Raw genomic sequence first — 26,092 nt, 5'->3', positions numbered from 1 at the left:
TGTCCGATCCGACGCATTTGATGCAGGTCATTGCGCGCGCCATTCATATATTGTTTTTAGAATATGAGTGCCTATGTTGCCGCAATGCATTTCGCCGTCGGAGCTGTCTCATGTTCAAGACCTGGCCTTTCGTGCCGATCCTCGTTGCCGTTCTTGGAGCGGCGACGCCTGTTGCCGCCGACCAGATCACGCTTTCTCCAGTACAAGTGACCGACTGGAAGGCTGTCTATGGCCGGATCGAAACCCGCGACCGGGTGCCTGCACGCGCGAGGCTGGGCGGGACCCTGACCGAATTGGACGTGGCCGAGGGCGACCGGGTCGCCGGCGGAGACCGGCTTGGCCGGATCGTCGATGAAAAGCTGGAGTTCCGTCTGCGCGCCATCGATGCGCAGATGCAGGCGGCGCAATCGCGGCTGGAGAACGCGCAGACCGAACTGACGCGCGGCGAGGAATTGCTGGAGCGCGGCGTGACTACCGTGCAGCGGCTGGACAGTCTGCGCACGCAGGTCAGCGTCATCAGCAACGAGATCGCCGCCGCCGAGGCCGAGCGCCGCGTGGTCGAGCAGCAGGTGGCGGAGGGCTCGGTCTTTGCGCCGGTCGGCGGTGTCGTTCTGGATGTGCCGGTCACCGTTGGCGCGGTTGTCACGCCGGGCGAAACCGTGGCGACGATCGGCGGGGGCGGTGTGTTCCTGCGTCTGGCGGTGCCGGAGCGCCATGCCGGAAATCTGGTCGAGGGCGACGAGATTTTCACCGAAGGTCCGGACGGACCGCGCACCGGGCGGCTGGCCAAGATCTATCCGCAGATCGAGAATGGCAGGGTGATCGCGGATGTCGAGGTGCCGGGATTGAGTGAACGCTATGTCGATGCGAGGGTGCTGGTGCGCCTGCCCCTGGCGCAGCGCGAGGCGCTGCTTGTGCCGGAAGCTGCTGTCATCACCCGGTCGGGGCTGGATTTCGTACGCGTCGCCACAGAGGATGGGCCGGTGCTGCGCAGTGTCGTGATCGGTCCGCGTCATGAGCAAGAGACTGCGGCGATGGTGGAGATCCTGACCGGGCTTTTGCCGGGGGATGTCGTGGTGACCGATCATGAGTGATCAGGAAGGTTTCGACCGGCCGCTTGGTCTGGCTGGATGGCTGACGCGCGGGTTCATCACCTCGCCGTTGACGCCGCTGATCATCCTTGCGGCGCTGGCGATGGGGCTGATCGCGCTGGTCAGTCTGCCGCGCGAGGAAGAGCCGCAGATTTCCGTGCCGCTGGTGGATATCCATATCCGCGCCTCGGGGCTGAAGGCGGAAGACGCCGTGCAGCTTGTGACCGAGCCGATGGAAAACATCGTCAAGGCGATCGACGATGTGGAGCATGTCTATTCGCAGACGCGCGACGATGGCGCGATGGTGACGGCGCGGTTCGAGGTCGGCACCTCGGCGGATGCGGCGATTCTGAGGGTGCATGAAAAGGTGCGCGCCAACATGGACCGTATCCCCGTCGGCATCCCCGAGCCGCTGATCGTGGGGCGCGGGATCAACGATGTGGCGATTGTCACGCTGACCTTGTCGGGCAAGCCGGGGCAGGAGGTGAGTTCGTATGACCTGAGCCGGATCGCGCGGGCGCTGCGCGGCGAGTTGACCAAGATCGAGAATGTCGGCCTGACCTATTTGACCGGTGAGGCGCAGGAGGCGATCCGAGTGGCGCCTGACCCCGAAAAGCTGGCGCTTTACGGGGTCACGCTGCAACAGCTGGCGGGCAAGGTCGGGGCGGCGAACCGGGCCTTCAGCACCGGGCTGGTGCGCGATGGCGGCCAGCAGATCGACCTGATCGCGGGCGAGACGCTGAGTGATCCGGCGGCCGTCGCCAAACTGTTGCTCACCACCCGCGACGGGCGCCCCGTCTATGTCGGGGACGTGGCCGATATTGATTTTGTGCCGGATATGTCCGAGCACACCGTGGCGCAGGTGAGCCGCACCGGTGACGGTGATCTGCACCGCGCGCCGGCGGTCACGCTGGCGCTGGCCAAGCGGGCCGGGGCCAATGCGGTGGTGGTCGCCGAAGAAATCCTGCACCGGGTCCACGCGCTTGAGGGCGATCTGATTCCCGAAACGGTCGCGCTGTCGGTGACCCGCGATTACGGCGAAACCGCCAATGAGAAGGCCAACGAGCTGCTGTTCCATCTGGGTCTGGCGACCGTGTCGATCATCGCGCTGGTCTGGCTGTCGATCGGCTGGCGCGAGGGAATCGTGGTGGCGGTTGTGATCCCGATGACGATCCTGCTGACATTGTTCGCGGCGTGGATCATGGGCTATACGCTCAACCGCGTGTCGCTTTTTGCGCTGATCTTTTCCATCGGTATCCTTGTGGATGATGCGATTGTCGTGATCGAGAATATCGCGCGGCACTGGCAGTTGGACCGGGCCAAGTCCAAGGTAAGCGCCGCGATCGAGGCGGTGGCAGAGGTGGGCAACCCCACGGTGGTGGCGACGCTGACGGTGGTGGCGGCGCTGTTGCCGATGTTGTTCGTGTCGGGATTGATGGGGCCTTATATGAGCCCGATCCCGGCCAATGCGTCGGCGGCGATGATCTTTTCGTTCTTTGTGGCCGTGATGGTGACGCCGTGGCTCATGGTGAAGGTCGCGGGCAAGGATGGCGGCCCCCATCATCAGGAGGGCGAGGGCGCCTTGGGGCGTCTTTACCGTCGTGTGGCGGAGCCGATCCTGGCGACCAAGGCGCGCAGCTGGCTGTTCCTGTTGACGACGGTGGTGGTGTCTTTCGGATCGCTCGGCCTGCTTTACACACAGGATGTGACCGTGAAGCTGCTGCCCTTCGACAACAAATCGGAATTGTCGGTGGTGGTGGACCTGCCCGAGGGATCATCTGTCGAGGCGACGGATGCCGTGGTGCAGCAGGTGGCACGGGTGGCGATGGACCTGCCCGAGGTGATCGAGGCGCAGACCCATGCCGGCACCGCGTCGCCATTCAACTTCAACGGGCTTGTCCGGCATTATTACCTGCGCGAGATGCCCGAACAGGGCGATGTGCAGATCAAGCTGGCGTCCAAGGACGTGCGCGATCGAACCAGCCATGAGATCGCGCTGGACCTGCGCGACAGGCTTGGGGCGCTCGATCTGCCCGAGGGTGCCGTGCTCAAGACGGTCGAGCCGCCGCCCGGCCCGCCGGTTCTGGCCACGCTCTTGGCCGAGGTCTATGGCCCGGATGCAGAGACCCGGCGCGAGGTGGCGCGCAAGTTGCGCCAAGCCTTCGAAGAGGTGCCGTTCATCGTCGATGTGGATGACAGTTTCGGGGAACAGGCGCGCCGGTTGCGGGCGACGATTTCGGCCGATGACCTGGAGTTTTTCGGCGTGCAGGAACCTGATGTGTTCGACACGCTGAGCATCCTGAACGGGCAGACGGTCGTCGGCTATTCGCATCGCGGCGAGGGGCGTGATCCGATCCCGATCACCGTGGCGCAGGCCAAGGCTGACCGCGTGCTGGATCAGCGGTTCCTGTCGACGCCGATCCCGGCAAATGTGCTGCCGGGGGCGCGGGGCGTGGTGGAGTTGGGCGATGTCGTGCAGCTGCGCGAAGAGTTGGCATCGTTCCCGATCTTCCGGCGCAACGGGCGCGATCTTGAAATGGTCACGGCGGAGCTGGCCGGGGATTTCGAGGCGCCGCTTTACGGGATGCTGGCGGTGGCCGAGCAGATCGACGCGATGGACTGGCCCGATGGGTACAAGCCGCAGATCGCGCTGAATGGCCAGCCGAGCGATGAAAGCCAAGTCACGCTGCTGTGGGACGGGGAATGGGAGGTCACCTGGGTGACGTTCCGCGATATGGGCGCGGCGTTCGGGGTGGCGTTGCTGGGGATATATATCCTTGTGGTGGCGCAGTTCGGATCGTTTCGGGTGCCGCTGGTGATCCTGACGCCCGTGCCGTTGACCTTTATCGGGATCATGCTGGGCCATTGGTTGTGGGAGGCGCCGTTTTCGGCGCCGTCGATGATCGGGTTCATCGCGCTGGCGGGGATCATCGTGCGCAATTCGATCCTGTTGGTGGATTTCATCCGGCATACCGATCCTGCGGGCAAGAGCGATCTGGAGATACTGATCGACGCAGGCGCGATCCGGTTCAGGCCGATTCTGCTGACGGCGCTGGCCGCGATGATCGGGGCGGCGGTGATCCTTGCCGATCCGATATTCCAGGGGCTGGCGCTGTCGTTGTTCTTTGGGCTGATCTCGTCCACCTTGCTGACAGTGCTGGTCATTCCGGCGATCTACAGGGTGTTCAAGACATGACGGCGGATTTGTGATCACGAAAGGCGGTGCTTGCGCTTTGCGATGCGGCTGACGGAAGAGACTCAGCGCGTCATCCTTCGAGATGTTTCAAGCGCAAAAGGTGTTTAGAACCCGCAATTTTGTGATCACGCGGTAATTTACGTGATCACAAATACAAGATTCTGTCATGAATTGCGGGGAGAATCCGGGAATTGGGGCTGTGCAAAACCGTCTGGGGCGCTAAAAGATTCCTCGGAACGGACGCGGATTGCCAGATGGGAGGCACGCGTCGGAGACGACAACGAAGGGACTGACCATGGCCGACGTGAACAGGGGCGAGCGCCCCCTTTCGCCGCATCTTCAAGTCTATCGCCCGCAGATGACCTCGATCTCCTCGATCCTGACGCGGATCACGGGCAATGCCCTGATCGTCGGCGTGCTGCTGATCGTGTGGTGGTTGCTGGCGGCGGCGACGGGACCGGACTATTTCGCGATCGCCGATGCGGTCGTGACCTCGTGGTTCGGCGATCTGGTGCTGACGCTGTCGCTATGGGCTATCTGGTATCACTACCTGGCCGGGCTGCGTCACCTTTACTACGACGCGGGCAAGGGTCTTGAGATCGAAACCTCCGAGAAGCTGGGCTGGGCCTGCATCGGCGGTTCGGTCATCCTGACCGTCATCACGCTGCTTATCATCTGAGGAAGGGCCAGCCATGCGTTATCTGACTGCACGCAAGCGAGCCGAAGGACTGGGCGCGGCCCATACCGGCACCGAGCATCACTGGTACATGACCGTGAGCGCCGTTGGCCTTGCGCTGATCGTGCCGCTGTTCCTGTTCTTTTTCGGGCGCGCACTTGGCGGCACCCACGACGAGGTGATGGCGACATTCTCGCATCCGGCCATGGCGATCCTGACCTTGCTGGTCATTTTCGTGGGATTGCAGCACTTCCGCAAAGGTGCGCAGACCATGATCGAGGATTATGCCCGCGGAATGACGCGCAAGGTGCTGATCATTGCCGTTACCGTTCTAAGTTACGGTTTGATCGCCACTGGCGTTTTCGCCGTGCTCAAGATCGCCCTTTAAGACCCGGAGTTGCAGATAATGGCCGCTTACGAATACGAAACACACGATTATGACGTGGTTGTTGTCGGGGCCGGTGGCGCGGGTCTGCGCGCCACGCTCGGCATGGCCGAACAGGGCCTGCGTACCGCTTGCGTCACCAAGGTGTTCCCGACACGCTCGCATACGGTGGCGGCACAGGGCGGGATCGCCGCGTCGCTGTCGAATATGGGGCCGGATCACTGGCAGTGGCATATGTACGACACCGTGAAGGGCAGCGACTGGCTGGGTGACACGGATGCGATGGAATACCTGGCGCGCGAAGCCCCCAAGGCGGTTTACGAGCTGGAGCATTACGGTGTGCCCTTCTCGCGCACCGAAGAGGGCAAGATCTATCAGCGGCCCTTTGGCGGGCATACGACCGAATTCGGCGAAGGCCCCCCGGTGCAGCGCACCTGCGCGGCTGCCGACCGCACCGGGCATGCCATCCTGCACACGCTTTATGGCCAGAGCCTCAAGCAGAAGGCGGAATTCTACATCGAGTATTTCGCCATCGACCTGATCATGAGCGATGATGGCGCCTGCACCGGTGTGGTCTGCTGGAAGCTGGACGACGGCACCATGCATGTCTTCAATGCCAAGATGGTGGTTCTGGCCACTGGCGGCTACGGACGGGCCTATTTCAGCGCGACAAGCGCGCATACCTGCACCGGTGACGGCGGCGGGATGGTGGCGCGCGCGGGCCTGCCTTTGCAGGACATGGAGTTCGTGCAGTTCCATCCGACGGGCATCTATGGCTCGGGCTGTCTGATTACAGAAGGCGCACGCGGCGAGGGCGGGTATCTGACCAACTCGGAGGGCGAGCGTTTCATGGAGCGCTATGCGCCCAACTACAAGGATCTGGCGCCGCGTGACTACGTGAGCCGCTCGATGACCATGGAAATCCGCGAAGGTCGCGGAGTGGGGCCGCATGGCGACCATATCCATCTGAACCTCAGCCACCTGCCGAAAGAGGCGCTGCAACTGCGCCTGCCCGGCATCTCGGAAAGCGCGCGCATCTTTGCCGGTGTGGACGTCACCAAAGAGCCGATCCCGGTTCTGCCGACGGTGCATTACAACATGGGCGGCATTCCGACGAATTACTGGGGCGAGGTGCTGAACCCGACCGAGAAAGACCCCAACGCCATCGTTCCGGGCCTGATGGCCGTGGGTGAGGCGGGCTGCGCCAGCGTGCATGGTGCGAACCGGCTTGGATCGAACTCGCTCATCGATCTGGTGGTGTTCGGTCGCGCGGCGGCGATCCGCGCGGGCGATGTGGTGGACCGGGAGGCCGCGGTGCCGTCGACCAACACGGCGCAGGTGGACAAGGCGCTCGATCGGTTCGACGGGCTGCGTCATGCGGATGGCGCCGTTCCGACGGCAGACTTGCGGCTCGAGATGCAGCGCACCATGCAGGACGATGCCGCGGTGTTCCGCACATCCAAGACGCTGGCGGAAGGTGTGGAAAAGATGACGGCCATCGCCGCCAAGATGGGCGATCTGAAGGTGACGGACCGCAGCCTTGTGTGGAACTCGGACCTGATGGAAACGCTCGAGCTGACCAATCTGATGCCCAATGCGCTGGCCACCATCGCAGGTGCAGAGGCACGCAAGGAAAGCCGCGGCGCACATGCCCACGAGGATTTCCCGGATCGCGACGATACCAAGTGGCGCGTCCACACCATCGCAAGGGTCGATGGCGCCAAGACGGCGCTGAGCTATCGCCCGATCATCGAAGCGCCGCTCACGACCGAAGAGCAGGGGGGCATCAGCCTGAAGAAGATCGCCCCGAAAGAGCGGACATTCTGATGCGATTGGGCGCGGCCTGTCTTGCTTTTGTCACGCTGAGTGGCTGTCAGGCCACCAATCAGATGGCGGACGATTTTGCACGCGAGCGGGCCAAGGGCGTGGTCAATACCGTGGTTGCGGACAGGTTTCCCGGTGTGAATGCAGCACCTGTCACCGATTGCATCATAGACGCTGCCTCGGCGCGCGAGATCATCAGTATCGCCGGGGCCAGTGTCACTGGAGTGACCCCGGAGGTCGCGCAAGAGATTGTCGGCATCGCACAGCGCCCGGAGGCCGTGCAATGCATCGCCGCAAATAGCCTGACCCTGTTGGGCGGCTGAAAGGAGTAGAACATGGTACAATTCAGATTGCCCAAGAACTCCCGCATGACGACGGGCAAGACATGGCCGAAGCCCGAGGGGGCCGGCAAGGCTGTGCGCAAGTTCCAGATCTATCGCTGGAACCCCGATGACGGTGCGAATCCGCGTGTGGACACGTATTTCGTCGATACCGACGATTGCGGGCCGATGGTTCTGGATGCGCTGATTTACATCAAGACCAAGATCGACCCGACGCTGACGTTCCGCCGCTCGTGCCGCGAGGGGATTTGTGGGTCCTGCGCGATGAATATCGACGGGATCAACACGCTGGCCTGCATCTATGGCATGGATGAGATCAAGGGCGACGTGAAGATCTATCCCCTGCCGCACATGCCTGTGGTCAAGGATCTGATTCCGGACCTCACGCATTTCTACGCGCAGCACGCCAGCATCATGCCGTGGCTGGAAACCAAGACGAACCGCCCCGCGAAAGAGTGGAAGCAATCGATCGAGGATCGTGAGAAGCTTGACGGGTTGTACGAATGCGTGATGTGCGCAAGCTGTTCGACCTCGTGCCCGAGCTATTGGTGGAACGGCGACAAGTATCTTGGACCGGCGGCCTTGTTGCATGCCTATCGCTGGATCATCGACAGCCGTGACGAGGCCACGGGTGAGCGGCTTGACGATCTGGAAGATCCGTTCAAGCTGTATCGCTGCCATACGATCATGAACTGCACCAAGACCTGCCCCAAGGGTCTGAACCCGGCCAAGGCGATTGCCGAGATCAAGAAGATGATGGTCGAACGCGCGGTTTGATCGGGCAGGACTGACGGACAGGGACCCCGGCGCATCGCCGGGGTCTTTTCGTTCGGGACATGCGGTGTCTGCATAACGTCTCTGCAACTCTGGCCGTTCAAGAGCAGAGCCCGGAGGATTAGGTTCATGGCGAACATTCTGGAACGGAGAAAGATCATGGCCCTCCCGGCACAACCGCAGCAGACAAAATCCCCCGAGATCCGGTCCGCGATCCGGAGCATGGCCGATTGGTTCGAGGTCTATTACACTCCCGAAGCACCGGCGAATATCGTCGTTGCCCCCAATTTGGGTGCTCTGGAGCAGATGTACGCCTATTACTGATCGGGTGCCGTTTGGTCGTTGTTCTCGGTCTTATCCTGGCCTTTGTGCTGATCGTGATCTTCTCGAACCGGCGCACGCGCAGGTGCCGCTGGCGCGAGGACAGGCGCGGGGATCGGGACGGGATGAAGAAATTTCGCTGCATGGCCTGTGGCGCCGAGACCTTTACAATGACGGGAAAACCGCCTCTGGATTGTCTGGCTGACCAGATACGCTGACCAAGAGGCATGACATGACCGAGCCTTCCGATGCCGCCGCCCGCCGCGCTGTAGAGCCGGTGATCTGCTATCCCAACGAGACGCTCCCGGTGCCTGATCTGGAGCTTTATGCGCAGGCCCGAAAAGGGGCTGTCAAGCTGGGCGAGGTGGTGGTGCCGCCGCGCGATGCGGCCTGTTTCAGGGTGAAGGCGGGACAATTCTTCCGGATATCATCGGTCGAGGGGCCGCAGGTGGGCGATCTGAACTTGTGGAACGCCGAGGATCTGTCGGAGCGGTTCTATTCGGGCAAATCCCGCGCGCTGCATGGAACGCATCTGACGGTGGGAGAGCGGATGTGGTCCAGCTTTCCGTATCTGCGACCGATGGCGACGATCATAACGGATACGCTGGATTGGTACGGGATCGACGCCTATGGCGGATCGGTGCATGATGTGATCGGCACGCGCTGCGATCCCTATACCGGCAATCTTCTGAGCGGGACGCAGTATCATCATTGCTGTCACTCCAACCTCACGCGCGCGCTGGCCGATGAAACGGGGCTGTCGCTGCACGAGGCCGAAGCGCATGTCCATGACGTGCTCAACGTGTTCATGTGTACGGGGTTCACCCGAGACACAGGACAATATTTCATGAAGGCAAGCCCGGTGCGGCCCGGCGATCACCTTGAGTTTTTCGCTGAAATCGACTTGCTTGGCGCGTTGAGCGCCTGTCCGGGTGGGGATTGTTCGACCGAGCATTCCAGCGACACGGCGCGCTGTCATCCGCTGCTTGTCGAAATGTTCGAGCCCGCTCAAGGCGCGCTGAACGGGTGGGTGTCACCGCCCGTGAATGGCTATGATCGCAGTCACGGGCGGGCCTGAGGCAGCTCAGATCCGCAGGAAGGGCTGCGCGATCCGGGGGATCAGGCCGCGGAACTTCAGCGGTGCGTCCGTGGCGGCGAGACAGATGCAATCCTCGCCGATATCCGCGACGGGCGTGTGATCCACATCTTCGTTGGCGATCTCTATGTCGCCGGGGCCGAAATGATCCATCTCGTCACGGAACGCGCCCTTGAGCACAAGAGTAAGCTCGGTGCCGGCATGGCCGTGGTCCGGGACCGCCGCGCCTGCGGGAATATAGAGGAGGCGAACAGTCGCATCGCGCGACGTGGTCAGGATCGCCTGCTTGACACCCATGCCAACGGGCTTCCATTTCACGGCGTCCAGATCACCGCCGACATAATCCTGCACGGGAGCGGGCAGGATGCCGCCACGGCGCACAGGTTTCGCGGGGGTATTGCCCATGTCACCCGATTTGATCCGGTTCAAAGTTGCCTCGAGGCTGCCGGAGGAAAGCTCGGCGGTCTCGCAGCTTTCGATCAGCGCGCCGCCGACCGTATCGAAAGCACCAAGGCGGGCGCGGCATTCGTCGCACATGGAAATATGCGCTGCGACCGTCAGGCTGAACGCCTCGGGAAGGGTCCCGGCGGAATACGCCATCAACAGGGCGTCGGTCAGGTGGTGTTTGATCTTGTCGGTCATGTCACATTCACTTCATTGCGTGGCGCAGTCGGTCAAGCGCCAGTCTTATCCTTGATTTGATCGTGCCCAGTGGCAGGCCCGTCTGCTCGGCGATCTCGCTATGGCTGAGATCCCCGAAATAGGCCTTTTCGATCAGCGTTCTCTGTTTGTCGGGAAGGGTCGCGAGGGCCTGTCCCAACTGTTCACTTTCCTGTTGCAGGACCAGCGCATCGGCCTGATCCGGTTCGGCCTCGGGGCCCCAGGGAAGATCCTCGGGCTCGGGCCGCTTGTATTTGCGGATCGCATCGATCTTGCGGTTTCGAGCGATCGTGAAAATCCATGTGGCCGCGCTGGCCCGGGTCGGGTCGAAAAGATGGGCCTTCTGCCAGAGCGTCGCCATCACCTCCTGGGTGCATTCCTCGGCCAGGGTGGCGTCAGCGCCGGAGCGCATGAGAAACGCCTTCACGCGAGGGGCGAAATGATTGAACAGCTCGGCGAAAGCAGCCTGATCCTGAGCGTCACGAATACGCGAGATGCAGGCGACCCAGTCGTCATTTTCCCTTTCCCGTAGGTTTGTCACGTCAGCTGATTCCAGACTTCGAGGTTGCGTCGAACACCGTTTAACACGGCCCCGGAAAGGGGGCGAGTGGACAAGCGGAGCTGCGATCTCTGTGTCATTCAGCATACAGTGGATACGGTATGTTTGACGGGGTGGATCACAAGTTTGGAAAAAAATAATGCAAACAGTTAGTCATCCAAGCAGGCATCCAGAGCGTAATGCCAACCAACAATGAAAAAGGACTGACTATTCTCATGCCATTCGAAGCAGGCGCAGGCACGCGCAGGAAGATCGCCGTGATCGGCGCCGGGATCTCCGGGATGGGCGCAGCGTATGAATTGGGTGGGTCGCATGATGTCACCCTGTTCGAGGTGGAGCCCCGTCTGGGCGGACATGCGCGCACAATCGTGGCGGGCAAGAACGGGGATCAGCCGGTGGATACCGGGTTCATCGTTTTCAACTATGCCAATTACCCGAACCTGGCGCGCATCTTTGCCGAACTGGATGTGCCTGTCGTCAAAAGCAACATGAGCTTCGGGGCGTCGGTGCGCGGTGGTGGTCTGGAATACGGGCTGGCCAGTTTCGATGCGGTATTCGCGCAGCGCCGCAACCTGATGAACCCGAAGTTCCTGGGGATGCTGAGGGACATCATGCGCTTCAACGCGCAAGCGCCGTCGAAAGCGCAATCGCACCGTGATCTGACGATCGGGGATTTTCTTGACGAACTGGGGACAGGTGCCTGGTTCCGCGACTATTACCTGATGCCGCTTTCGGGGGCGATCTGGTCGACGCCGAAAGAACGCATATTGGACTTTCCGGCACATGCGCTGATCCGGTTCTTCGAAAATCACGCGCTGATGAATTATTCTGGCCAGCATCAATGGTACACGGTGCAGGGCGGCTCGATATCGTATGTGACGCGGATGGGCGCTGCGCTGGACAAACTGGGCGTGGATATCCGGCTGGGCTGTGCGGTGGATGCGGTGCGGCGGATTCCCGCGGGTGTCGAGGTGAAGGCGCATGGTGGCGAATGGGAAGGCTTTGACGAGGTCATCATGGCGACCCATTCGGATGTGTCGCTGCGCCTGTTGAGCGATGCGACCGAGGCCGAGACCAAGGCACTTGGCGCCATCGGGTACCAGCCGAACGAGATCGTTCTGCACGCCGACCCCGCGGTGATGCCGCGCAAGCGGTCGGTCTGGTCGTCGTGGAACTATTCCGAGACACCGGCCAAGCGCGACGGTCAGATCGACATGACCTATTGGATGAACAGGCTGCAGCCGATCCCGCAGGACGATCCGCATTTCGTGACGCTGAATTCCACCCGCCCGATCCGAGAAGAGCTGATCTATGATCAGGTGACGCTGCATCACCCGGTCTATGATCTGGCCGCACTCAAGGCGCAGGAAGACATGCGCGCCATGAACGGTCAGAACGGCACTTGGTTCTGTGGGGCGTGGATGCGCAATGGCTTCCACGAGGATGGCTTGTCGAGCGCAATCGACGTGGCCGAGTCGATCGGGTCGCGCGGCGCTGTCCCGGCCGTTGCCGCGGAATGACCGTCATAGATCATATCGCGGGCCACACATGGCATGGGCGTAAAGGCGCTGTGGAAAACGCCTTTCGCTATGGTATCGACTATGTGCTGCTGGATGCCGAAGCGCCGGTGACCGGCCCTCGGCTGTTCGGACGCAATCGCGCGGCGCTCGCCTCGGTGCGGGACAAGGATCACGGCGGCGCACCGGGCGATGGGCGGGGTGCTGCATGGGTGCGCGAGGTTCTGGCCTCGCATGACCTGCCCGCGCCGCATCGGATCGAGCTTTTGGCGCAGCCGCGGATTCTGGGGCATGTGTTCAATCCGGTCTCTTTCTGGATTTGCCGGGATGCGCAAGACGCCGTGCGGGTTATCATCGCCGAGGTCAACAACACCTATGGCGATCGTCATTCCTATTTGTGCCACCGCGATGATCTTGAGCCGATCACCGCGCAGGACACGATGTCCGCAGCCAAGATTTTCTATGTCTCGCCATTTCAGCGTGTCGAGGGCAGCTATGAATTCCGCTTCGATCTGCGGTCTGACAGGATCGGCATCTGGATCGATTTCACCGGTGGCAACGGAGGCGTGATCGCCACGCTTGTGGGGCCGCGAAAGCCGCTGACCAATGCGGGGCTGTTGCGCGCCTGTCTGCGTCGGCCCTTCGGGTCACGGCGGGTGCTGACATTGATCCATTGGCAGGCGCTCAAGCTGTGGTGGAAGGGCGCCAGGTTCCGCAGCCGTCCAGAGCCCCCTGCGCAGGAGGTGAGCCGCTGATGGCCCCACGCCTGCCATCATATGCCCTGTTCGCGGCGCTTCTGGCGTCTGCCGGACTGCCGCTCTATATCCACGCGCCCAAGTTCTACGTGGATGAATACGGTGTGTCGCTGGCGGCACTTGGCACCGTGTTGTTCGTGCTGCGGCTTCTCGATGTGGTGCAGGATCCGTTGCTTGGGCGGCTTGCAGACCGCGTCCGGGCGCAACGCGGGCTGTCGGTGGCCATCGCGGTAGTGCTGATGGCGGGCGCCATGCTGGGTCTGTTCGCGGTCGAGCCGCTGTTCATGCCCCTGGCATGGTTCGCGGTGATGCTGACGGTGGTGTTCTCGGCGTTCAGCTATCTGACGATCTGTTTTTACGCCCAAGGCGTTTCTGCTGCGGGATACCTGCCTGAGCAGGGCCATTTGCGACTGGCGCGCTGGCGCGAGACTGGCGCTTTGCTTGGCATTTGTGCCGCTGCAGTCGCGCCGATTGCGCTAGGTGGATATGCGGGATTTGCGCTGGCCTTTGTCGGACTGGCTGTGGCGGCCGTGCTGGCGATGATGGGCCAATGGCAGGCCGCACAGGTGGAAAGCACCGGGTTTGGCGGCGTGCTGCGTGATCCGATCGCCCGCAAGCTGCTGGCCGTGGCACTGGTCAATGCGGCGCCTGTCGCGGTGAGCTCGACGCTGTTTTTGTTCTTTGTGGAAAGCCGGCTGGATGCGCCGGGATGGGAAGGGCCGTTTCTTTTGATGTTCTTCCTGTCGGCCGCGCTTGCCGCGCCCGTATGGGGACGGCTGGCCGAGGGGATCGGCCCCAAGCGCGTGCTGCTTGTGGGTATGGGTTTGTCGATTGTCGCCTTTGCGGCGGCGGTCACGCTTGGCAGCGGTGATCTTTGGGCTTTCGCGGTGATCTGCGTGGCTTCGGGTGCGGCGCTTGGCGCGGACATGACCCTGCTTCCAGCCTTGTTTGCCGCGCGCATGGAAAAGGTGTCGCCCGGTGCCACCGAGGCGTTTGGTCTGTGGTCGTTCGTGTCGAAATTCACGCTGGCGCTGGCGGCTGTGGCCTTGTTGCCGCTTTTGCAGACCGGTGGCTTTCAGGCTGGGCAGGACAATACCGAGGATGCCCTGATGCTGTTGAGCCTGCTGTATGGCGCGTTGCCATGTGTTCTCAAGCTGGTGGCGATTGGCCTGCTGGCGAGCACGACCATCGACGAGACGACTCTTGATATGAAAATCTTGGAAAAAGGAGCCTGAGCCAATGAGTGCGTTCATGTATGTCGCCCTGGGCGCGGCCCTGATTCTGGTGTTGGCCGTTCTCAAGGAGCGGTTCGCCGGTTTCACTGCGCAGAGGCCCGAAGACTATGCCGGGCAGCAGCCGCATTTCGATCTGCGCCAGTATCTGAACGGTCCGATCAAATGCGAAGGCGTGATCTATGGCCCCTTGGGCCGTGTGGCCTCGCGGTTTACGGCGGATTTCGAAGCGCATTGGGATGGCAATCACGGGGTGATGAAAGAGCGTTTCCTCTATGACAGCGGCAATACGCAGGACCGCGAATGGCGGCTGACCCTGGGCAATGACGGAACGATCCGGGCCGAGGCCGATGATCTGGTCGGTGTGGGCAGCGGCAAACAGGCCGGGCCTGCGGTGCGGCTGGAGTATCGGATAAGGATGCCGAAAGAGGCCGGAGGTCATGTTCTGGGTGTGACCGACTGGATGTATCTGGCGCCCAATGGGGTCGTGGTGAACCGCAGTCAGTTCCGCAAATTCGGCATCAAGGTGGCCGAACTGGTGGCCACCATGCGCAAGGTGACCCCGGCGTGATGGATTGGGTTGGCAAGCGATACTGGCTGGTTGGCGCCAGTGAAGGTCTGGGTCTGGCACTGGCCCAAAAGTTGAACACGGCGGGTGCCGAGGTCATTGTTTCGGGGCGCAACAAGGACCGACTTGACGAGGTGGTGGCCGGGCTTCCCGGGCGCGCAAGGGCGGTGGCCGTCGATGTGGGCGACGAGGCGAGTGTCGCGCAAGCCACTGAAGAAATTGGCGAAATCGATGGCATGGTCTTTCTTGCGGGGGTCTATTGGCCCATGCCCGCGACCGATTGGAACGCCGAGCAGGCGATCGCGATGGCCGATGTCAACTTCACCGGAGCGGTCAGGGTTCTAAGCCATGTGGTGCCGCAGATGGTGGCGCGTGACGCGGGACATATCGTGATGACCGGGTCGCTTGCAGGCTTCCGGGGGCTGCCCGGTGCGGTGGGCTATGGGGCGTCGAAGGCGGCGGTGATGTCGCTGACCGAATCGCTGAGGGCCGATCTGTGGCGGACGGGGGTGCGGGTGCAGCTGGCCAATCCCGGGTTCATCAAGACGCGGTTGACGGACAAGAACGCGTTTCACATGCCGTTCCTGATGACGCCCGAGCAGGCGGCGCAGGAAATGTTCGAGCTGATGTGCGACAAGGCGGCTTTTGACCGGAGCTTCCCGGGTCTGTTCAGCCTTGTCTTCCGGCTGTCGCGGTTCTTGCCGAACTGGCTCTATTATCGGCTGTTTGCGTAGGATCAAAGACGCCGGAGAACCGCCGGGCCATCCTGTCGCATCACTGGCGAACAGGAGAGGCAAAATGTTGGACATAAGCACATACAAGGTCGCGCAAGTCGTTCTTATGGCACGGGAATTAAATCGTGCGGAACCTGAATTGCGGGCCTTCATCGACCGGCTGACCGAAGAGGAACAGGCCAGCCTTGTGGCCCTGATGTGGATCGGCCGAGAGAGCTTTGGCGCGGATGAGCTGGAAGAGGCCAAGCGCACGGCGATGGCCGAGGCGACGACGCCGACGGCGGATTACCTGCTGGGCACACCGCATCTGTCGGATCATCTGGAGAACGGGATGGACGAGCTGGGGATTTCGCTGGTGGATGACGAGGATGACCTGATGCGCGGCGGCTGAGAGCCGAGACTCAGGTTAATCCACAGAATTCATTGAAAAATCCTGTTCGGTATCACGTCGGTAATACGTCGGTATCGCGTCGGTATCGTTTCGGTGCGGAGCACCAGGCGATCACGCCTTAACAGGGCGCGCGTTGCGGCCCAAGCGCGCGCCACTCACCAGACCGTGATCGCGGGCCTTGTCGCATGTTATTTCGACTCAGCCCTCCGGTGCCTTTGCGGCTGGATCGGGACGAGTTCTGGTTCTCGACCCCGGATAGCGATCTGCAATTGTGGCTGGAAGGCGTGAATGTCGGGCTTGGCCACCACGTGGAGACCGCCGAGCTGGACATGGCCACGGTGCAGATACAGGGGCCGAAGTCCGAAGAGCTGATGGAGGCCGAGATGTCGGGCCAGCCGGTGGCCGCCGAGGTGGTCGAGGTGCCGTTCCGGCCGTCGGCGCATCCGAGTGCCCGGGAACAGGCGCAGGCGTCTGGCCGGTATTGGGACGGGTGAGCAGACAGAAAAACAGGCCCGGCGTTGGATCATCCGATCGCGCCGGGCCTGCGTGGGGACACACTTGACACATGGCCTGATCCCCTGGTCGTAGCCCGTGCTCCGGGGCCTGGCCAGGGGAGGGAGGGACACTATCAGGCCATATGATCCACAACTTGCAAGTGCTGTGCCAGCTTGTCGACTTCGTCCAAAAAGCGCGAAACCAGTTTGGGGTCATGCGGTGCGGGGCTGACGCCTGCGGGGATTTCACGGTTGAGAACCGCCTCGACCGCCAGCGAGACCGGGATCGACACCAGACGCGCCATGGCGGTGCCGCGCGCATCGCCCCAGGCATCCATCACATATGTCTTGTGCCAGACGGTTTTGCCATCGCGTTCGGCCTTGAGCGAGACGCACAGAACCACGCGGTCAGGTTCGTCTTCGTCATAGGCGTTTTCGGCCCAGAACTGATCCGACATCTCCTTGAGGCGGGCGTCGCCGGAGGCGCCTTCGAGAGTTTCGATCTCGGCGAAGACATCGGCCCATGCGTCGGACCAGCCATTGAGGCGCAAGGTGCCCCGCACGAAATCCTTGATCCGCCAGTCGGGATCGAAGCGGTAATCGGCGATGAAGGGCAGGGAATCGCGGTTGGGATAGACCTCGAATGTTTCGGGCTGCGGCAAGGGGGCGGTATAGCTGCTGATCGCGTCCCAGGGGCGCGCGACGTTCAGCTCGGAGTAGTTGCGGATCGACCGGGACGGCGAGCGCAGCGCCTTGAGCACGCCAAGCGGTGACCAGCTGAACTTGTAGCGGAAGGGGTTGGGGTGTTTGGGGATGCCGCCGCAATACGAGATGAAGCTGAGATCATTGCCCGCGTCGAAAGCCGGGGAGGCGGTGTAGTCGGCAACGAGGTGATGCGCCATCAGGTGGTCGATGCCGGGATCGAGGCCGATCTCGTTGACGCAGGCCACACCGGCGGCGCGGGCGTCCTCGTCGAGCGCCCGCATTTCGGGGGCGATATAGGACGAGCTGACGAAATGCGCCTGATGCGAGATGCAGAGTTTGGCGAGCGGCACATGCCAGTCGCCCGGCAGCATCGAGACCACCAGATCGCCCTTGCGCAGCATCCCGGCGAGCCGGTCGATGTCGAAGGCGTGAATGTCGTCGGTCAGGTCGCCGACGGCGGCACGGGCCTTGTCGGTCGTGCGGTTCCAGACGGTGATCTCATGGCCCGCCTCGATCAGGCGGCGCAGGCCGGGGATGGCCGAAAGGCCGGTTCCGCACCAGTGAATTGTCATGCTCGGACCTCCTTAATGTGTTGGTCGAATGTGGCTTTGGCCCGGCCCCAGACGCCAGCGTCGAGCGCATCGAGCGTCAGAAGCGAGGGCAGAAGCTGGGCCGCGTAATCCAGTGAGGATTCGAGCGGCAGGAGCGAGGGCAGATTGTCGATCGCCATGACATCGAGGGGCGGGGTGTCATGCACGCGCGTAACCGGCGCGTCCCATGTGGTTGCCGACGCATAGACCGGAACCGGGTTGTAATCGCTGTCGGGATCGCAGGCGACATCGCCGATCACGGTCAGGCGGCGGTCTTGGGTCAGGGCGTCGCGCGGCACGAAGACGGGTGTGCCGGGGCGCGCGAAGATGCAGTTGAGAAAGATGTCATGGGCGAGGATTTCGGGGAAGGGGCCGCCATGGGCGGTTTCGGCCATGTCCCACCGTGTCGGGGTGATGCCCATCGCGGTGCACAGATCGGCTGCGCCGGTGCCGACCCGGCCAAGGGCGCCGATGACGATCGCGGAGGGGCGTGCGGCGCCGGTGGTGTCGAGCCGCGCGCCCAGATCGGCCAGCAGCGCATCCTTGTCGGCAAAGGCCGAGACGGGCGGGCAGAGGCCGCCCTGTCGTTGCGCGGCCCATGCCATCAGGCTGACCGCCGCCCCGGCATAGCCCGCCCAATAGCCGAAGGCCGCGACGCGGCGGCCCTCGGGATCCACGAGATATTCCAGATCATAAAGCGTGCCGCCCCCGGCCCTGAACCGTTCGAGCAGGCGGCGGCCCGCATGTTGGCCCTTGAAGGCATGGCCGAACATGATGTGGCGATGCGGCAGCGGCGTGCCGTCATCGGGCAGTTCCTTGAGACCGAAGATGATCGCATCGCGGGGCGCGTCGGGCCAGCTGTTTTCGGCCGCGATCGCACAGCCCGCCGCGCGATAGGCGTCGATCGGCAGGATGCGCGTGCGGCTGTCTTCGACGGTGACGGTGAGACCGCGGGCGATCAGGGCGGCAGCCCCATCGGGGGTGAGACCGGTGCGGTCTTCGTTGGCGCGTTGCTCGGCGCGGAGCCAGAGATGGGTCATGGTCCGGTCTTTCAGTTGCGGGTGATGCCCTTGTCGCGCAGGGCGGCGGCGGCGGGGCGCGCGCTCATCATCGCGAAATGCGCCGCCAGTTTGGGATAGTCGTCGATGGTGACCCCGTCGGGCGCGAGCCATGTGCAGATCGAGAAGAGATAGGGATCCGCCACGCTCATCTCCTCGCCCAGAACGAAGGGCGAAAGCGGCCAGTTGTCCTCCATGAAGCGGCAGGCGGCGGCCATGGTTTCGGGCACCTTGGCTGTCATGTCGTCGAACGAGGATTGCTGCGTCGCCCATCGGTGGCCACGATGCTTGTGGGCGTGGTTCACATGCACGGTGCTGGCAAGATAATACATCGCGCTGCGCATCTGCGCCGCCTGCCAGGCATCGGCAGGTACAAGCGCACGGTCGGGCACGCGGCTGGCGACATATTCGAGGATGGCGCCGGTTTCGGTCAGGATGCCCGCATCGGTCACCAGAGCGGGTACACGGGCCTTGGGATTGATCGCCAGATAATCGGGGCTGGTTTGCGCAGAGGCTTTGAAATCGACCAGCTGCGGATCATAGGACAGCCCGGTTTCCTCGAGCAGATAGGCGGCGGCGACGGACACGGTGCCGGGGGAATAATAGAACTTCATGATGTCTGGTCTCCTCTTCAGACAAATGTCCGGGCATGGGCCCGGTCGGGCAGGTCAAGATGCGGTGTGGCGTTGAACGCGCCCACCATCAGCATGTCATGGACGAATTCCAGCCGATGCAGCGAGCTGTTCATGATCTGGAGCATGATCTTGGCCATGCCGCCGTTTTCCAGCCCGAGCGCATGGCGCAGCGCCATGCCGATGACTCCGCCCGAAGTGACCACGAGGGTGCGGCCCGGCGTGTGGCAGATCTCGTCGATGGCGGCGGTGATGCGGTCGGCGAAATCGGTGAAGCGTTCGGGGATATCCTCGAGCCGGTCACGCGTCCAATGGTCGATCACCTGCGGCAGATGGGTGGCGAATTCGGTGGCGTCCCGCGGGGCCGGGATGCCGTGCTGTGCCTCGAGCGCATGGGCCAGAGCGAAATAGCTCAGCTCGTTCAGGCGCGGATCCTGCGTGGTGATGTCATAGCCCATCGCGCGCGCGGTGTCGGCCTGTCGGTGCAGGGTGCCGGTCAGCACCCGGTCGAAATGCGGATTGGTCGCGCGCAGATGCGCACCAAGCCAGCCCGCCTGCGCGCGGCCCAGATCGGACAGCCGGTCATAGCCGGCTTCGTCGGTGGCGTGGCTGTTGGCCTGGCCGTGCCGCACGAGGATGATCTCGGACACTGTTCTGTCGTCCTGCTGTTGGCGTATCGGCGGCACGTTAGCGCCGCATGCGGCAGGGTGGAAGGTGGGCGCGCGGATTTATTTCATGCGACATCCTGTTGCCTATCGGAAACCCCGGCGTCGCCAAGGCCGCAAAATTGCGGCGAGGTGTCGGGATTGTGAGACTCCGTTTGCGCGCCGCGTGGTTTACCATCTCCCAACCAAGGAGGCGCGCCATGTCCGATACCATAAAGTTCACGCTGAACGGCCGTGAGGTTGAAGCCGAAAAGGGCCAGACCATCTGGGACGTGGCCCATGGCCGTGGCCTGAAGATTCCGCATCTGTGTCACAAGCCCGCGCCGGGCTACAAGCCCGACGGCAATTGCCGGGCCTGCATGGTCGAGGTCGAGGGCGAGCGCACGCTGGTCGCCTCGTGCATCCGCGAAGTGGCCGAGGGCATGGTGGTCAAGACCGACACCGCGCGCGCCGAGACATCGCGCAAGATGGTGATGGAGCTCTTGCTGGCCGATCAGCCGGCGCAGGATGTCTCGCACGACAAGTCCTCGCATCTGTGGGACATGGCGCGGCTCAACGGGGTCGAGACCAGTCGCTTTCCCAAGCTGGGAAAAGAGCGCATCCCGCTGCTGGATGACAGCCATGTGGCGATGCGGGTCAATCTGGACGCCTGCATCCAGTGCAACCTGTGTGTGCGCGCCTGCCGCGATGTGCAGGTCAATGACGTGATCGGCATGGCCGGGCGCGGGCATGACGCCTATCCGGTGTTCGATTTCGCCGATCCGATGGGCGAAAGCACCTGTGTGGCCTGCGGGGAATGCGTGCAGGCCTGCCCCACCGGCGCGCTGATGCCGGCCACGGTGCTGGACGACGCGCAGACCGGCGACAGCGCCGATTACGACCGTGAAGTCGCAAGCATCTGCCCGTTCTGTGGCGTCGGCTGTCAGGTCAGCCTGAAGGTCAAGGACAACAAGGTGAAATATGTCGAGGGCCTCAACGGCCCGGCCAATGAGGGGCGGCTCTGCGTCAAGGGGCGGTTCGGGTTCGACTATATCCATCACGATCACCGCCTGACCAAGCCGCTGATCCGGCGCGAGGATGCGCCGCCCAAGGGGCTGAACGTGGATCCGGGCAATTGGCGCGCGTTCTTTCGCGAGGCCGAGTGGGACGAGGCGCTGGATATCGCGGCGGGCGGCATGAAGCGGCTCAAGGACGCGCACGGCGGTGCCGCGGTGGCCGGGTTCGGCAGCGCCAAATGCACCAACGAAGAGGCCTATCTGTTCCAGAAATTCATCCGGCAGGGCTTTGGCCATAACAATGTGGATCACTGCACGCGGCTGTGCCATGCCTCGTCGGTGGCGGCGCTGATCGAAAACGTGGGATCGGGGGCGGTCACCGCCACCTTCAACGAGATCGAAAACGCCGATGTGGCGATCGTGATCGGCGCCAACCCGATCGAGAACCATCCGGTCGCTGCGACCTATTTCAAGCAGTTCACCAAGCGTGGCGGCAAGCTGATCGTGATGGACCCGCGCGGCGTGGGCCTGCGCCGGTTTGCGACGCATATGCTGCAGTTCAAGCCGGGGGCGGATGTCTCGATGCTGAACGCGATCATGCATGTGATCGTGGAAGAAGGGCTCTACGACCAGCAGTATATCGAGGCCTTCACCGAAAACTGGGAAGCCGAGAAAGCCCATCTGGCGCAATTCCCGCCCGAGAAGATGGAAGTGCTCTGCGGCATTCCCGCCGAGACGCTGCGCGCCGTGGCCCGCGATTTCGCGACGGCCAAGGCGGGGATGATCTTCTGGGGGATGGGGGTCAGCCAGCATATCCACGGCACCGACAATTCGCGCTGCCTCATCTCGCTGGCGCTGATGTGCGGTCATGTGGGGCGGCCCGGCACCGGGCTGCATCCCTTGCGGGGACAGAACAACGTGCAGGGCGCGTCGGATGCGGGGCTGGTGCCGATGTTCTTGCCCGATTACCAGAGCGTGACGGACGATGGCGTGCGGCGCGCCTTTGCCGAGGTCTGGCAGTCGGGGGATTTCTCGAACGAGAAGGGCCTGACGGTGACCGAGATCATGGATGCGGTGCATGAGGGCAAGATCCGCGGCATGTATATCCTGGGCGAGAACCCGGCGATGTCGGACCCGGATGTGGAACATGCGCGTGACGCGCTGGCCAAGCTCGATCATCTGGTGGTGCAGGATATCTTCATCACCGAAACGGCCAATTACGCCGATGTGATCCTGCCCGCCTCGGCCTTCTACGAGAAGTCGGGCACGGTGACCAATACCAACCGACAGGTCCAGATGGGCCGCCCCGCTGTCACACCGCCGGGCGAGGCGCGCGAGGATTGGGCGATCACGGTGGCGCTGGCCAACCGGATGGGGCTTGCCTGGCACTATGACAGCCCGGCGGATGTCTTCGCCGAGATGAAGCAGAACATGCGCTCGCTCAACAACATCACATGGGAGCGGCTCGAGCGGGAGAACGCGGTCACATATCCGTGTCACGATCCCGATGGTCCGGGTGAGGCGGTGGTGTTCGGCGACGGCTTCCCGCGCCCCGAAGGCCGGGCGCGCTTCACCCCGGCCAGCGTCATTCCACCCGACGATCTGCCGGATGCGGAATATCCGATGATCCTGACCACCGGGCGGCAGCTCGAGCATTGGCATACCGGCTCGATGACACGCCGTGCCACGGTTCTGGATGCGGTGGAACCGGAGGCCAATTGTTCGCTGCATCCCTCGACCCTGCGCCGCCTCGGCGTGGAGCCGGGCGGCATGGTGCGGCTGACCACCAAGCGCGGTTCGGTCGAGGTGATGGCGCGGGCGGACAGGGCCGTGGCGCCCGACATGGTGTTCTTGCCCTTCGCCTATGTCGAGGCGGCGGCCAACATCCTGACCAACCCGGCGCTCGATCCCTATGGCAAGATCCCCGAGTTCAAATTCTCGGCGGTGCGGGTCGAAGCGGCAAACGAGGATGCTGTCGCCGCCGAATGACGGCGCGCGGGGCGTCTGTCGGATGCCTCCGGCGGGGATATTTGAGGCCAGAAGAAACCCAGAGGTCCGCTGCGGCTTCTTCTGGCCGGAAATATCCCGGGGGAGTCGCGGCGAAGACGCGACGGGGGCTGGCCCCCGCCGCCCTCAGCCCCAGGTCACATCGTCCAGAAAAATATAGCCGGCGCCGTAGATCGTCTTGATCAGTCGCGGGTTGCGGGGATCTTCGCGCAGCTTGGTGCGCAGCCGCGAGATGCGCACATCCATCGCCCGGTCGAAGCTGTCGCCGGCGGCGCCGCCAAGTGCCTCCTGCATCGCCTGCCGGGAAATCAGGCGTTTGGGGCGTTCGAGAAACAGCCGCAGCACCTCTCCCTCGGCATGGGAGAAGGGGGTTTCGCGGCCCGCGTCATCTTCGAGGACGTAGCGATCGAAATGCGCGACCCAGCCATTGAAGCGGGCGGTATCGCCGGTTTGGGGCGTGGCGGTGTCGCGGCGCAGCCGCGCACGGATCCGGGCCACCACCTCGGCGGGATCGAAGGGTTTGATGATGTAGTCGTCAGCGCCCAGTTCCAGCCCCGTGACCTTGTCCTGCACCTGCGCCCGGCCAGAGATGATGATCACCGTGGCGCCCTGTTCCAGCGCCAGCCTGTGCACCAGGGTCAGCCCGTCGCGATCGGGCAGCGACAGGTCCACGAGGCAGACATCGGGCCGCGCGGTGCGCAGGGCGGCTTCGAATTCGGTGGCGCGCGCGAAGGTCATGGTGCGAAAGCCCGCGTCCTGCAGGGCGTCCGACAGCATCGTGCGGATTGCCGGTTCGTCGTCCAGGATGGTGACAAGAGGCGCGGTCATGGAGTCGGGTCCTGTTTGAGAAAGCCGTGGAGCTGCGCCGCGGTGAAGGGTTTGCGCAGCACCGGCGCGCAGGCCAGGGCGGCCCGGTGGAGCGGATCGTCGGGCGGCAGGGATGTCATCAGGTAGGCGGGGCGCTGCGCGTCGGGCAGGGCGCGCAGCAGATCGAGGCCGGTCTTGTCGCCTTCCAGCGAGATGTCGGACAAGAGCGCCGATATCTGTGGCACATCGGACAGAAGTTTCAGGGCCTCGTCGGCGGAGGCCGCTTCGATCACAGCATGGCCTGCGTCGCGCAGCATGTCGCGCACGGCGCCGCGCAGGTCCGGGCTGTCTTCGACCAGAAGGATCAGGCCGGGGGCGCTGGTGCTGGCGGCCACGCGCAGCGGCAGGCGCAACGTGACCTGCCCGCCGCTGCCGCTATTGGCCAGCGTCACGCGGCCGCCGGCCAGCTTGGTCATGTCATAGACCATCGAAAGACCCAGTCCCGAGCCTTCGCCTCCCTTGGTGGTGAAGAAGGGATCAAGGGCATGGGCGAGGGCCTGTTCGGTGAAACCGGGACCCGTGTCGCGGACGATGAATTCCAGCCAAGTGTTCTGCAGGCAATTGGTCTGCAGCTCGATCCGGCCCCGGCTGCCGCAGGCGTCGCGGGCATTGAGCACGAGGTTCAGCAGAGAATCCTGCAGCATTCCCGGATCGAGCATGAAGGCGCCCGCGCCTGCGAGGTTGTTGACGGTGAGGTCGACTGCATCGGGCAGGGTCGAGCGGGCCAGTGTCTCGAGATCGCGCAGGAAGCTGCTCAGATCGGTGGCGACAGGGGCATGTTCGCGGGGGCCGGTCATGTCGGCGATCCGGTTCAGCAGGCCGCCGCCCCGGCGCGCCGCCGAGAGTGTCGCGGTGATCAGCTCATCCGCCTGTGGCCCGAGCTCCATGCGTTGAAGCCGGGACTGCATCCCGAGGATGATCGTCAGCAGGTTCGAGAAATCATGGGCCAGGCCGCTGGTGAGCTGGGCCGCCATTTCGCGGCGGCGGGTCTGTTGCAGGGCGGCGCGGGTCTGGGATTCCTCGGTGATGTCCATCGACAGGATATAGACCCCGCCTTGCGTGTCATCCGGCGTGAACGCCACGCGGATCCGCCGGGAGCTGGGATCGTGGGTGAATTCGAAGACCGAGGCCCGCCCGAGAAACGCTTCGTCCAGCCTTGGGCGGATCGCAGCATAGGCGCTGGGGCCAAGCGCCTCGTCGATCGGCAGGCCGATGATCTCGGAGCGGCTGCCGGGCATAACCGCGCTGAGGCGGCGATTGGAGTAGGTATAGCGGCGGTCCGGGCCGACATGGGCGATATGGGCCGGCATCATTTCGGTGGTCAGGCGGGTGCGTGCCTCGGAGGCGGTCAATTGGCGTTTGGCCTCTTCCAGAGCGGTGATGGTGGCCGAAAGCTTGCGGTTGGCGGCCGAGAGATCCTCGGAATAGCTGAGCAGCTGGTCCGAGAGTTCCTCGGATCGGGTGCGCAGCAGGCGCTCCTGATGCTTGATGCGGGTGATGTCGGTATAGACGGTGACCCACCCGCCTTGTGGCAGCGGGGTGCCCTCGACGCTGATGGTGGTGCCGTTGGCGCGGGTGCGCTCCATGTAATGCGGCTCGAAGGTGCGGGCCTGTTCGACACGGGTGAGCACGAATTCGGCGGTATCTCCGACATTGCCGTAATCGCCGCGCTCGGCGAGAAAGCGGATCGTGTCGGCGAAGGCGGCGCCGGGTGTCACGAGGCGGTCGGGCAGGTCGAACAATTCCTGCAGGCGTTGGTTGCACACCACCAGCCGCAGATCGGCGTCATAGATCGACAGCGCCTGCTGGATCAGGTTCAGGCCGGCCATTGTCATGGCGTTGGTATCGGTGCGTGTCACTCTCATCGGGCGCCCTTTTGCCAATGGCTAGCACCGGAAAGGGCAGGGGCAAAGGTTGTTCGTGCGGTTGTTACAATTCGAAAGGATTGCGAAATGCTCA

At 63.3% G+C, this 26,092-nt stretch carries 25 protein-coding genes; 17 read left to right on the top strand and 8 right to left on the bottom strand.

Translation table 11 applies throughout. The annotated features are described in order from the left end of the window. Window positions 1-110: 110 nt before the first annotated feature. The 9 genes from F3H35_RS02845 (at window position 111) to F3H35_RS02800 (ending at window position 9,686) form a co-directional block, all read left to right on the top strand. On the top strand, window positions 111-1,094 hold the full coding sequence (locus F3H35_RS02845) for an efflux RND transporter periplasmic adaptor subunit (protein ID WP_149778123.1): 984 nt from the start codon (window positions 111-113) through the stop codon (window positions 1,092-1,094). After that, complete coding sequence (locus F3H35_RS02840) at window positions 1,087-4,287, top strand: efflux RND transporter permease subunit (RefSeq protein WP_149778122.1); 3,201 nt, start codon at window positions 1,087-1,089, stop codon at window positions 4,285-4,287. The genes F3H35_RS02845 and F3H35_RS02840 overlap by 8 nt, the downstream gene beginning before the upstream one ends. Before the next feature lie 295 nt (window positions 4,288-4,582). After that, a complete protein-coding gene (sdhC, locus tag F3H35_RS02835) occupies window positions 4,583-4,966 on the top strand; it encodes a succinate dehydrogenase, cytochrome b556 subunit (RefSeq protein WP_007812221.1) in 384 nt (127 codons plus the stop codon). A 13-nt stretch (window positions 4,967-4,979) separates the two neighbouring features. Next, complete coding sequence (sdhD, locus tag F3H35_RS02830; protein WP_149778121.1) at window positions 4,980-5,351, top strand: succinate dehydrogenase, hydrophobic membrane anchor protein; 372 nt, start codon at window positions 4,980-4,982, stop codon at window positions 5,349-5,351. A gap of 18 nt (window positions 5,352-5,369) precedes the next feature. Beyond that, window positions 5,370-7,175 (top strand): succinate dehydrogenase flavoprotein subunit, encoded by a 1,806-nt coding sequence (gene sdhA / locus F3H35_RS02825; protein WP_149778120.1) that lies wholly within the window; start codon window positions 5,370-5,372, stop codon window positions 7,173-7,175. Then, complete coding sequence (locus tag F3H35_RS02820; RefSeq protein WP_149778119.1) at window positions 7,175-7,495, top strand: succinate dehydrogenase; 321 nt, start codon at window positions 7,175-7,177, stop codon at window positions 7,493-7,495. The genes sdhA and F3H35_RS02820 overlap by 1 nt, the downstream gene beginning before the upstream one ends. A gap of 12 nt (window positions 7,496-7,507) precedes the next feature. Further along, a complete protein-coding gene (locus F3H35_RS02815) occupies window positions 7,508-8,290 on the top strand; it encodes a succinate dehydrogenase iron-sulfur subunit (protein WP_037294837.1) in 783 nt (260 codons plus the stop codon). Window positions 8,291-8,416: 126 nt separating this feature from the next. After that, window positions 8,417-8,611, top strand: coding sequence for a hypothetical protein (locus tag F3H35_RS02810; RefSeq protein ID WP_149778118.1), 195 nt, complete (start codon window positions 8,417-8,419; stop codon window positions 8,609-8,611). Between the two features lie 229 nt (window positions 8,612-8,840). After that, entirely contained in the window at window positions 8,841-9,686 is an 846-nt protein-coding gene (locus F3H35_RS02800) for an urea carboxylase-associated family protein (RefSeq protein ID WP_149778116.1), read from the top strand. A gap of 6 nt (window positions 9,687-9,692) precedes the next feature. Here the strand turns inward: F3H35_RS02800 and F3H35_RS02795 are convergent, their stop codons facing one another. Together F3H35_RS02795 and F3H35_RS02790 are read right to left on the bottom strand one after the other, a co-directional pair. Continuing rightward, window positions 9,693-10,346, bottom strand: coding sequence for a ChrR family anti-sigma-E factor (locus tag F3H35_RS02795; RefSeq protein WP_149778115.1), 654 nt, complete (start codon window positions 10,344-10,346; stop codon window positions 9,693-9,695). A gap of 7 nt (window positions 10,347-10,353) precedes the next feature. After that, window positions 10,354-10,905 carry a sigma-70 family RNA polymerase sigma factor gene (locus tag F3H35_RS02790; RefSeq protein ID WP_149778114.1) on the bottom strand — a complete coding sequence of 184 codons (552 nt, stop codon included), beginning with the start codon at window positions 10,903-10,905 and terminating at the stop codon, window positions 10,354-10,356. Between the two features lie 233 nt (window positions 10,906-11,138). Here F3H35_RS02790 and F3H35_RS02785 point away from each other — a divergent pair, with 233 nt between their 5' ends. The 7 genes from F3H35_RS02785 to F3H35_RS18755 all read left to right on the top strand — a co-directional run bounded on the left by F3H35_RS02785 (window position 11,139) and on the right by F3H35_RS18755 (window position 16,614). Further along, window positions 11,139-12,443 carry an NAD(P)/FAD-dependent oxidoreductase gene (locus tag F3H35_RS02785; RefSeq protein WP_149778113.1) on the top strand — a complete coding sequence of 435 codons (1,305 nt, stop codon included), beginning with the start codon at window positions 11,139-11,141 and terminating at the stop codon, window positions 12,441-12,443. Further along, entirely contained in the window at window positions 12,440-13,195 is a 756-nt protein-coding gene (locus F3H35_RS02780) for a DUF1365 domain-containing protein (protein ID WP_149778112.1), read from the top strand. Before F3H35_RS02785 ends, F3H35_RS02780 begins: the two co-directional genes overlap by 4 nt. Continuing rightward, window positions 13,195-14,430: an MFS transporter gene (locus F3H35_RS02775; RefSeq protein ID WP_149778111.1), complete on the top strand. Its 1,236-nt coding sequence runs from the start codon at window positions 13,195-13,197 to the stop codon at window positions 14,428-14,430. The genes F3H35_RS02780 and F3H35_RS02775 overlap by 1 nt, the downstream gene beginning before the upstream one ends. Before the next feature lie 4 nt (window positions 14,431-14,434). Then, window positions 14,435-14,998, top strand: coding sequence for a DUF3833 domain-containing protein (locus F3H35_RS02770; protein WP_149778110.1), 564 nt, complete (start codon window positions 14,435-14,437; stop codon window positions 14,996-14,998). After that, entirely contained in the window at window positions 14,995-15,729 is a 735-nt protein-coding gene (locus F3H35_RS02765) for an SDR family NAD(P)-dependent oxidoreductase (protein ID WP_149778109.1), read from the top strand. The genes F3H35_RS02770 and F3H35_RS02765 overlap by 4 nt, the downstream gene beginning before the upstream one ends. Window positions 15,730-15,793: 64 nt before the next feature. Beyond that, window positions 15,794-16,120, top strand: coding sequence for a DUF3775 domain-containing protein (locus F3H35_RS02760; RefSeq protein ID WP_149778108.1), 327 nt, complete (start codon window positions 15,794-15,796; stop codon window positions 16,118-16,120). A gap of 185 nt (window positions 16,121-16,305) precedes the next feature. Then, complete coding sequence (locus tag F3H35_RS18755; protein ID WP_188129843.1) at window positions 16,306-16,614, top strand: hypothetical protein; 309 nt, start codon at window positions 16,306-16,308, stop codon at window positions 16,612-16,614. Window positions 16,615-16,748: 134 nt separating this feature from the next. Here the strand turns inward: F3H35_RS18755 and F3H35_RS02750 are convergent, their stop codons facing one another. The 4 genes from F3H35_RS02750 to F3H35_RS02735 are packed head-to-tail and all read right to left on the bottom strand — an operon-like array spanning window position 16,749 to window position 20,249. Then, window positions 16,749-17,891 carry a saccharopine dehydrogenase family protein gene (locus F3H35_RS02750; protein WP_149778107.1) on the bottom strand — a complete coding sequence of 381 codons (1,143 nt, stop codon included), beginning with the start codon at window positions 17,889-17,891 and terminating at the stop codon, window positions 16,749-16,751. After that, window positions 17,888-18,949: a saccharopine dehydrogenase gene (locus F3H35_RS02745; RefSeq protein WP_149778106.1), complete on the bottom strand. Its 1,062-nt coding sequence runs from the start codon at window positions 18,947-18,949 to the stop codon at window positions 17,888-17,890. The genes F3H35_RS02750 and F3H35_RS02745 overlap by 4 nt, the downstream gene beginning before the upstream one ends. Window positions 18,950-18,960: 11 nt before the next feature. Continuing rightward, on the bottom strand, window positions 18,961-19,581 hold the full coding sequence (locus tag F3H35_RS02740; protein ID WP_149778105.1) for a glutathione S-transferase family protein: 621 nt from the start codon (window positions 19,579-19,581) through the stop codon (window positions 18,961-18,963). A 17-nt stretch (window positions 19,582-19,598) separates the two neighbouring features. Beyond that, on the bottom strand, window positions 19,599-20,249 hold the full coding sequence (locus tag F3H35_RS02735; protein WP_149778104.1) for a histidine phosphatase family protein: 651 nt from the start codon (window positions 20,247-20,249) through the stop codon (window positions 19,599-19,601). Window positions 20,250-20,464: 215 nt separating this feature from the next. Here F3H35_RS02735 and fdhF point away from each other — a divergent pair, with 215 nt between their 5' ends. Beyond that, window positions 20,465-23,248 (top strand): formate dehydrogenase subunit alpha, encoded by a 2,784-nt coding sequence (fdhF, locus tag F3H35_RS02730; RefSeq protein WP_149778103.1) that lies wholly within the window; start codon window positions 20,465-20,467, stop codon window positions 23,246-23,248. A gap of 144 nt (window positions 23,249-23,392) precedes the next feature. Here the strand turns inward: fdhF and F3H35_RS02725 are convergent, their stop codons facing one another. Beyond that, complete coding sequence (locus F3H35_RS02725) at window positions 23,393-24,094, bottom strand: response regulator transcription factor (RefSeq protein ID WP_007812263.1); 702 nt, start codon at window positions 24,092-24,094, stop codon at window positions 23,393-23,395. Beyond that, entirely contained in the window at window positions 24,091-25,998 is a 1,908-nt protein-coding gene (locus tag F3H35_RS02720; RefSeq protein ID WP_149778102.1) for a hybrid sensor histidine kinase/response regulator, read from the bottom strand. Before F3H35_RS02720 ends, F3H35_RS02725 begins: the two co-directional genes overlap by 4 nt. Between the last annotated feature and the right edge of the window lie 94 nt (window positions 25,999-26,092).

Source organism: Roseovarius litoreus (assembly GCF_900142765.1).
GTDB lineage: Bacteria > Pseudomonadota > Alphaproteobacteria > Rhodobacterales > Rhodobacteraceae > Roseovarius > Roseovarius litoreus.
This window is presented reverse-complemented; position numbering and strand designations above follow the sequence as displayed.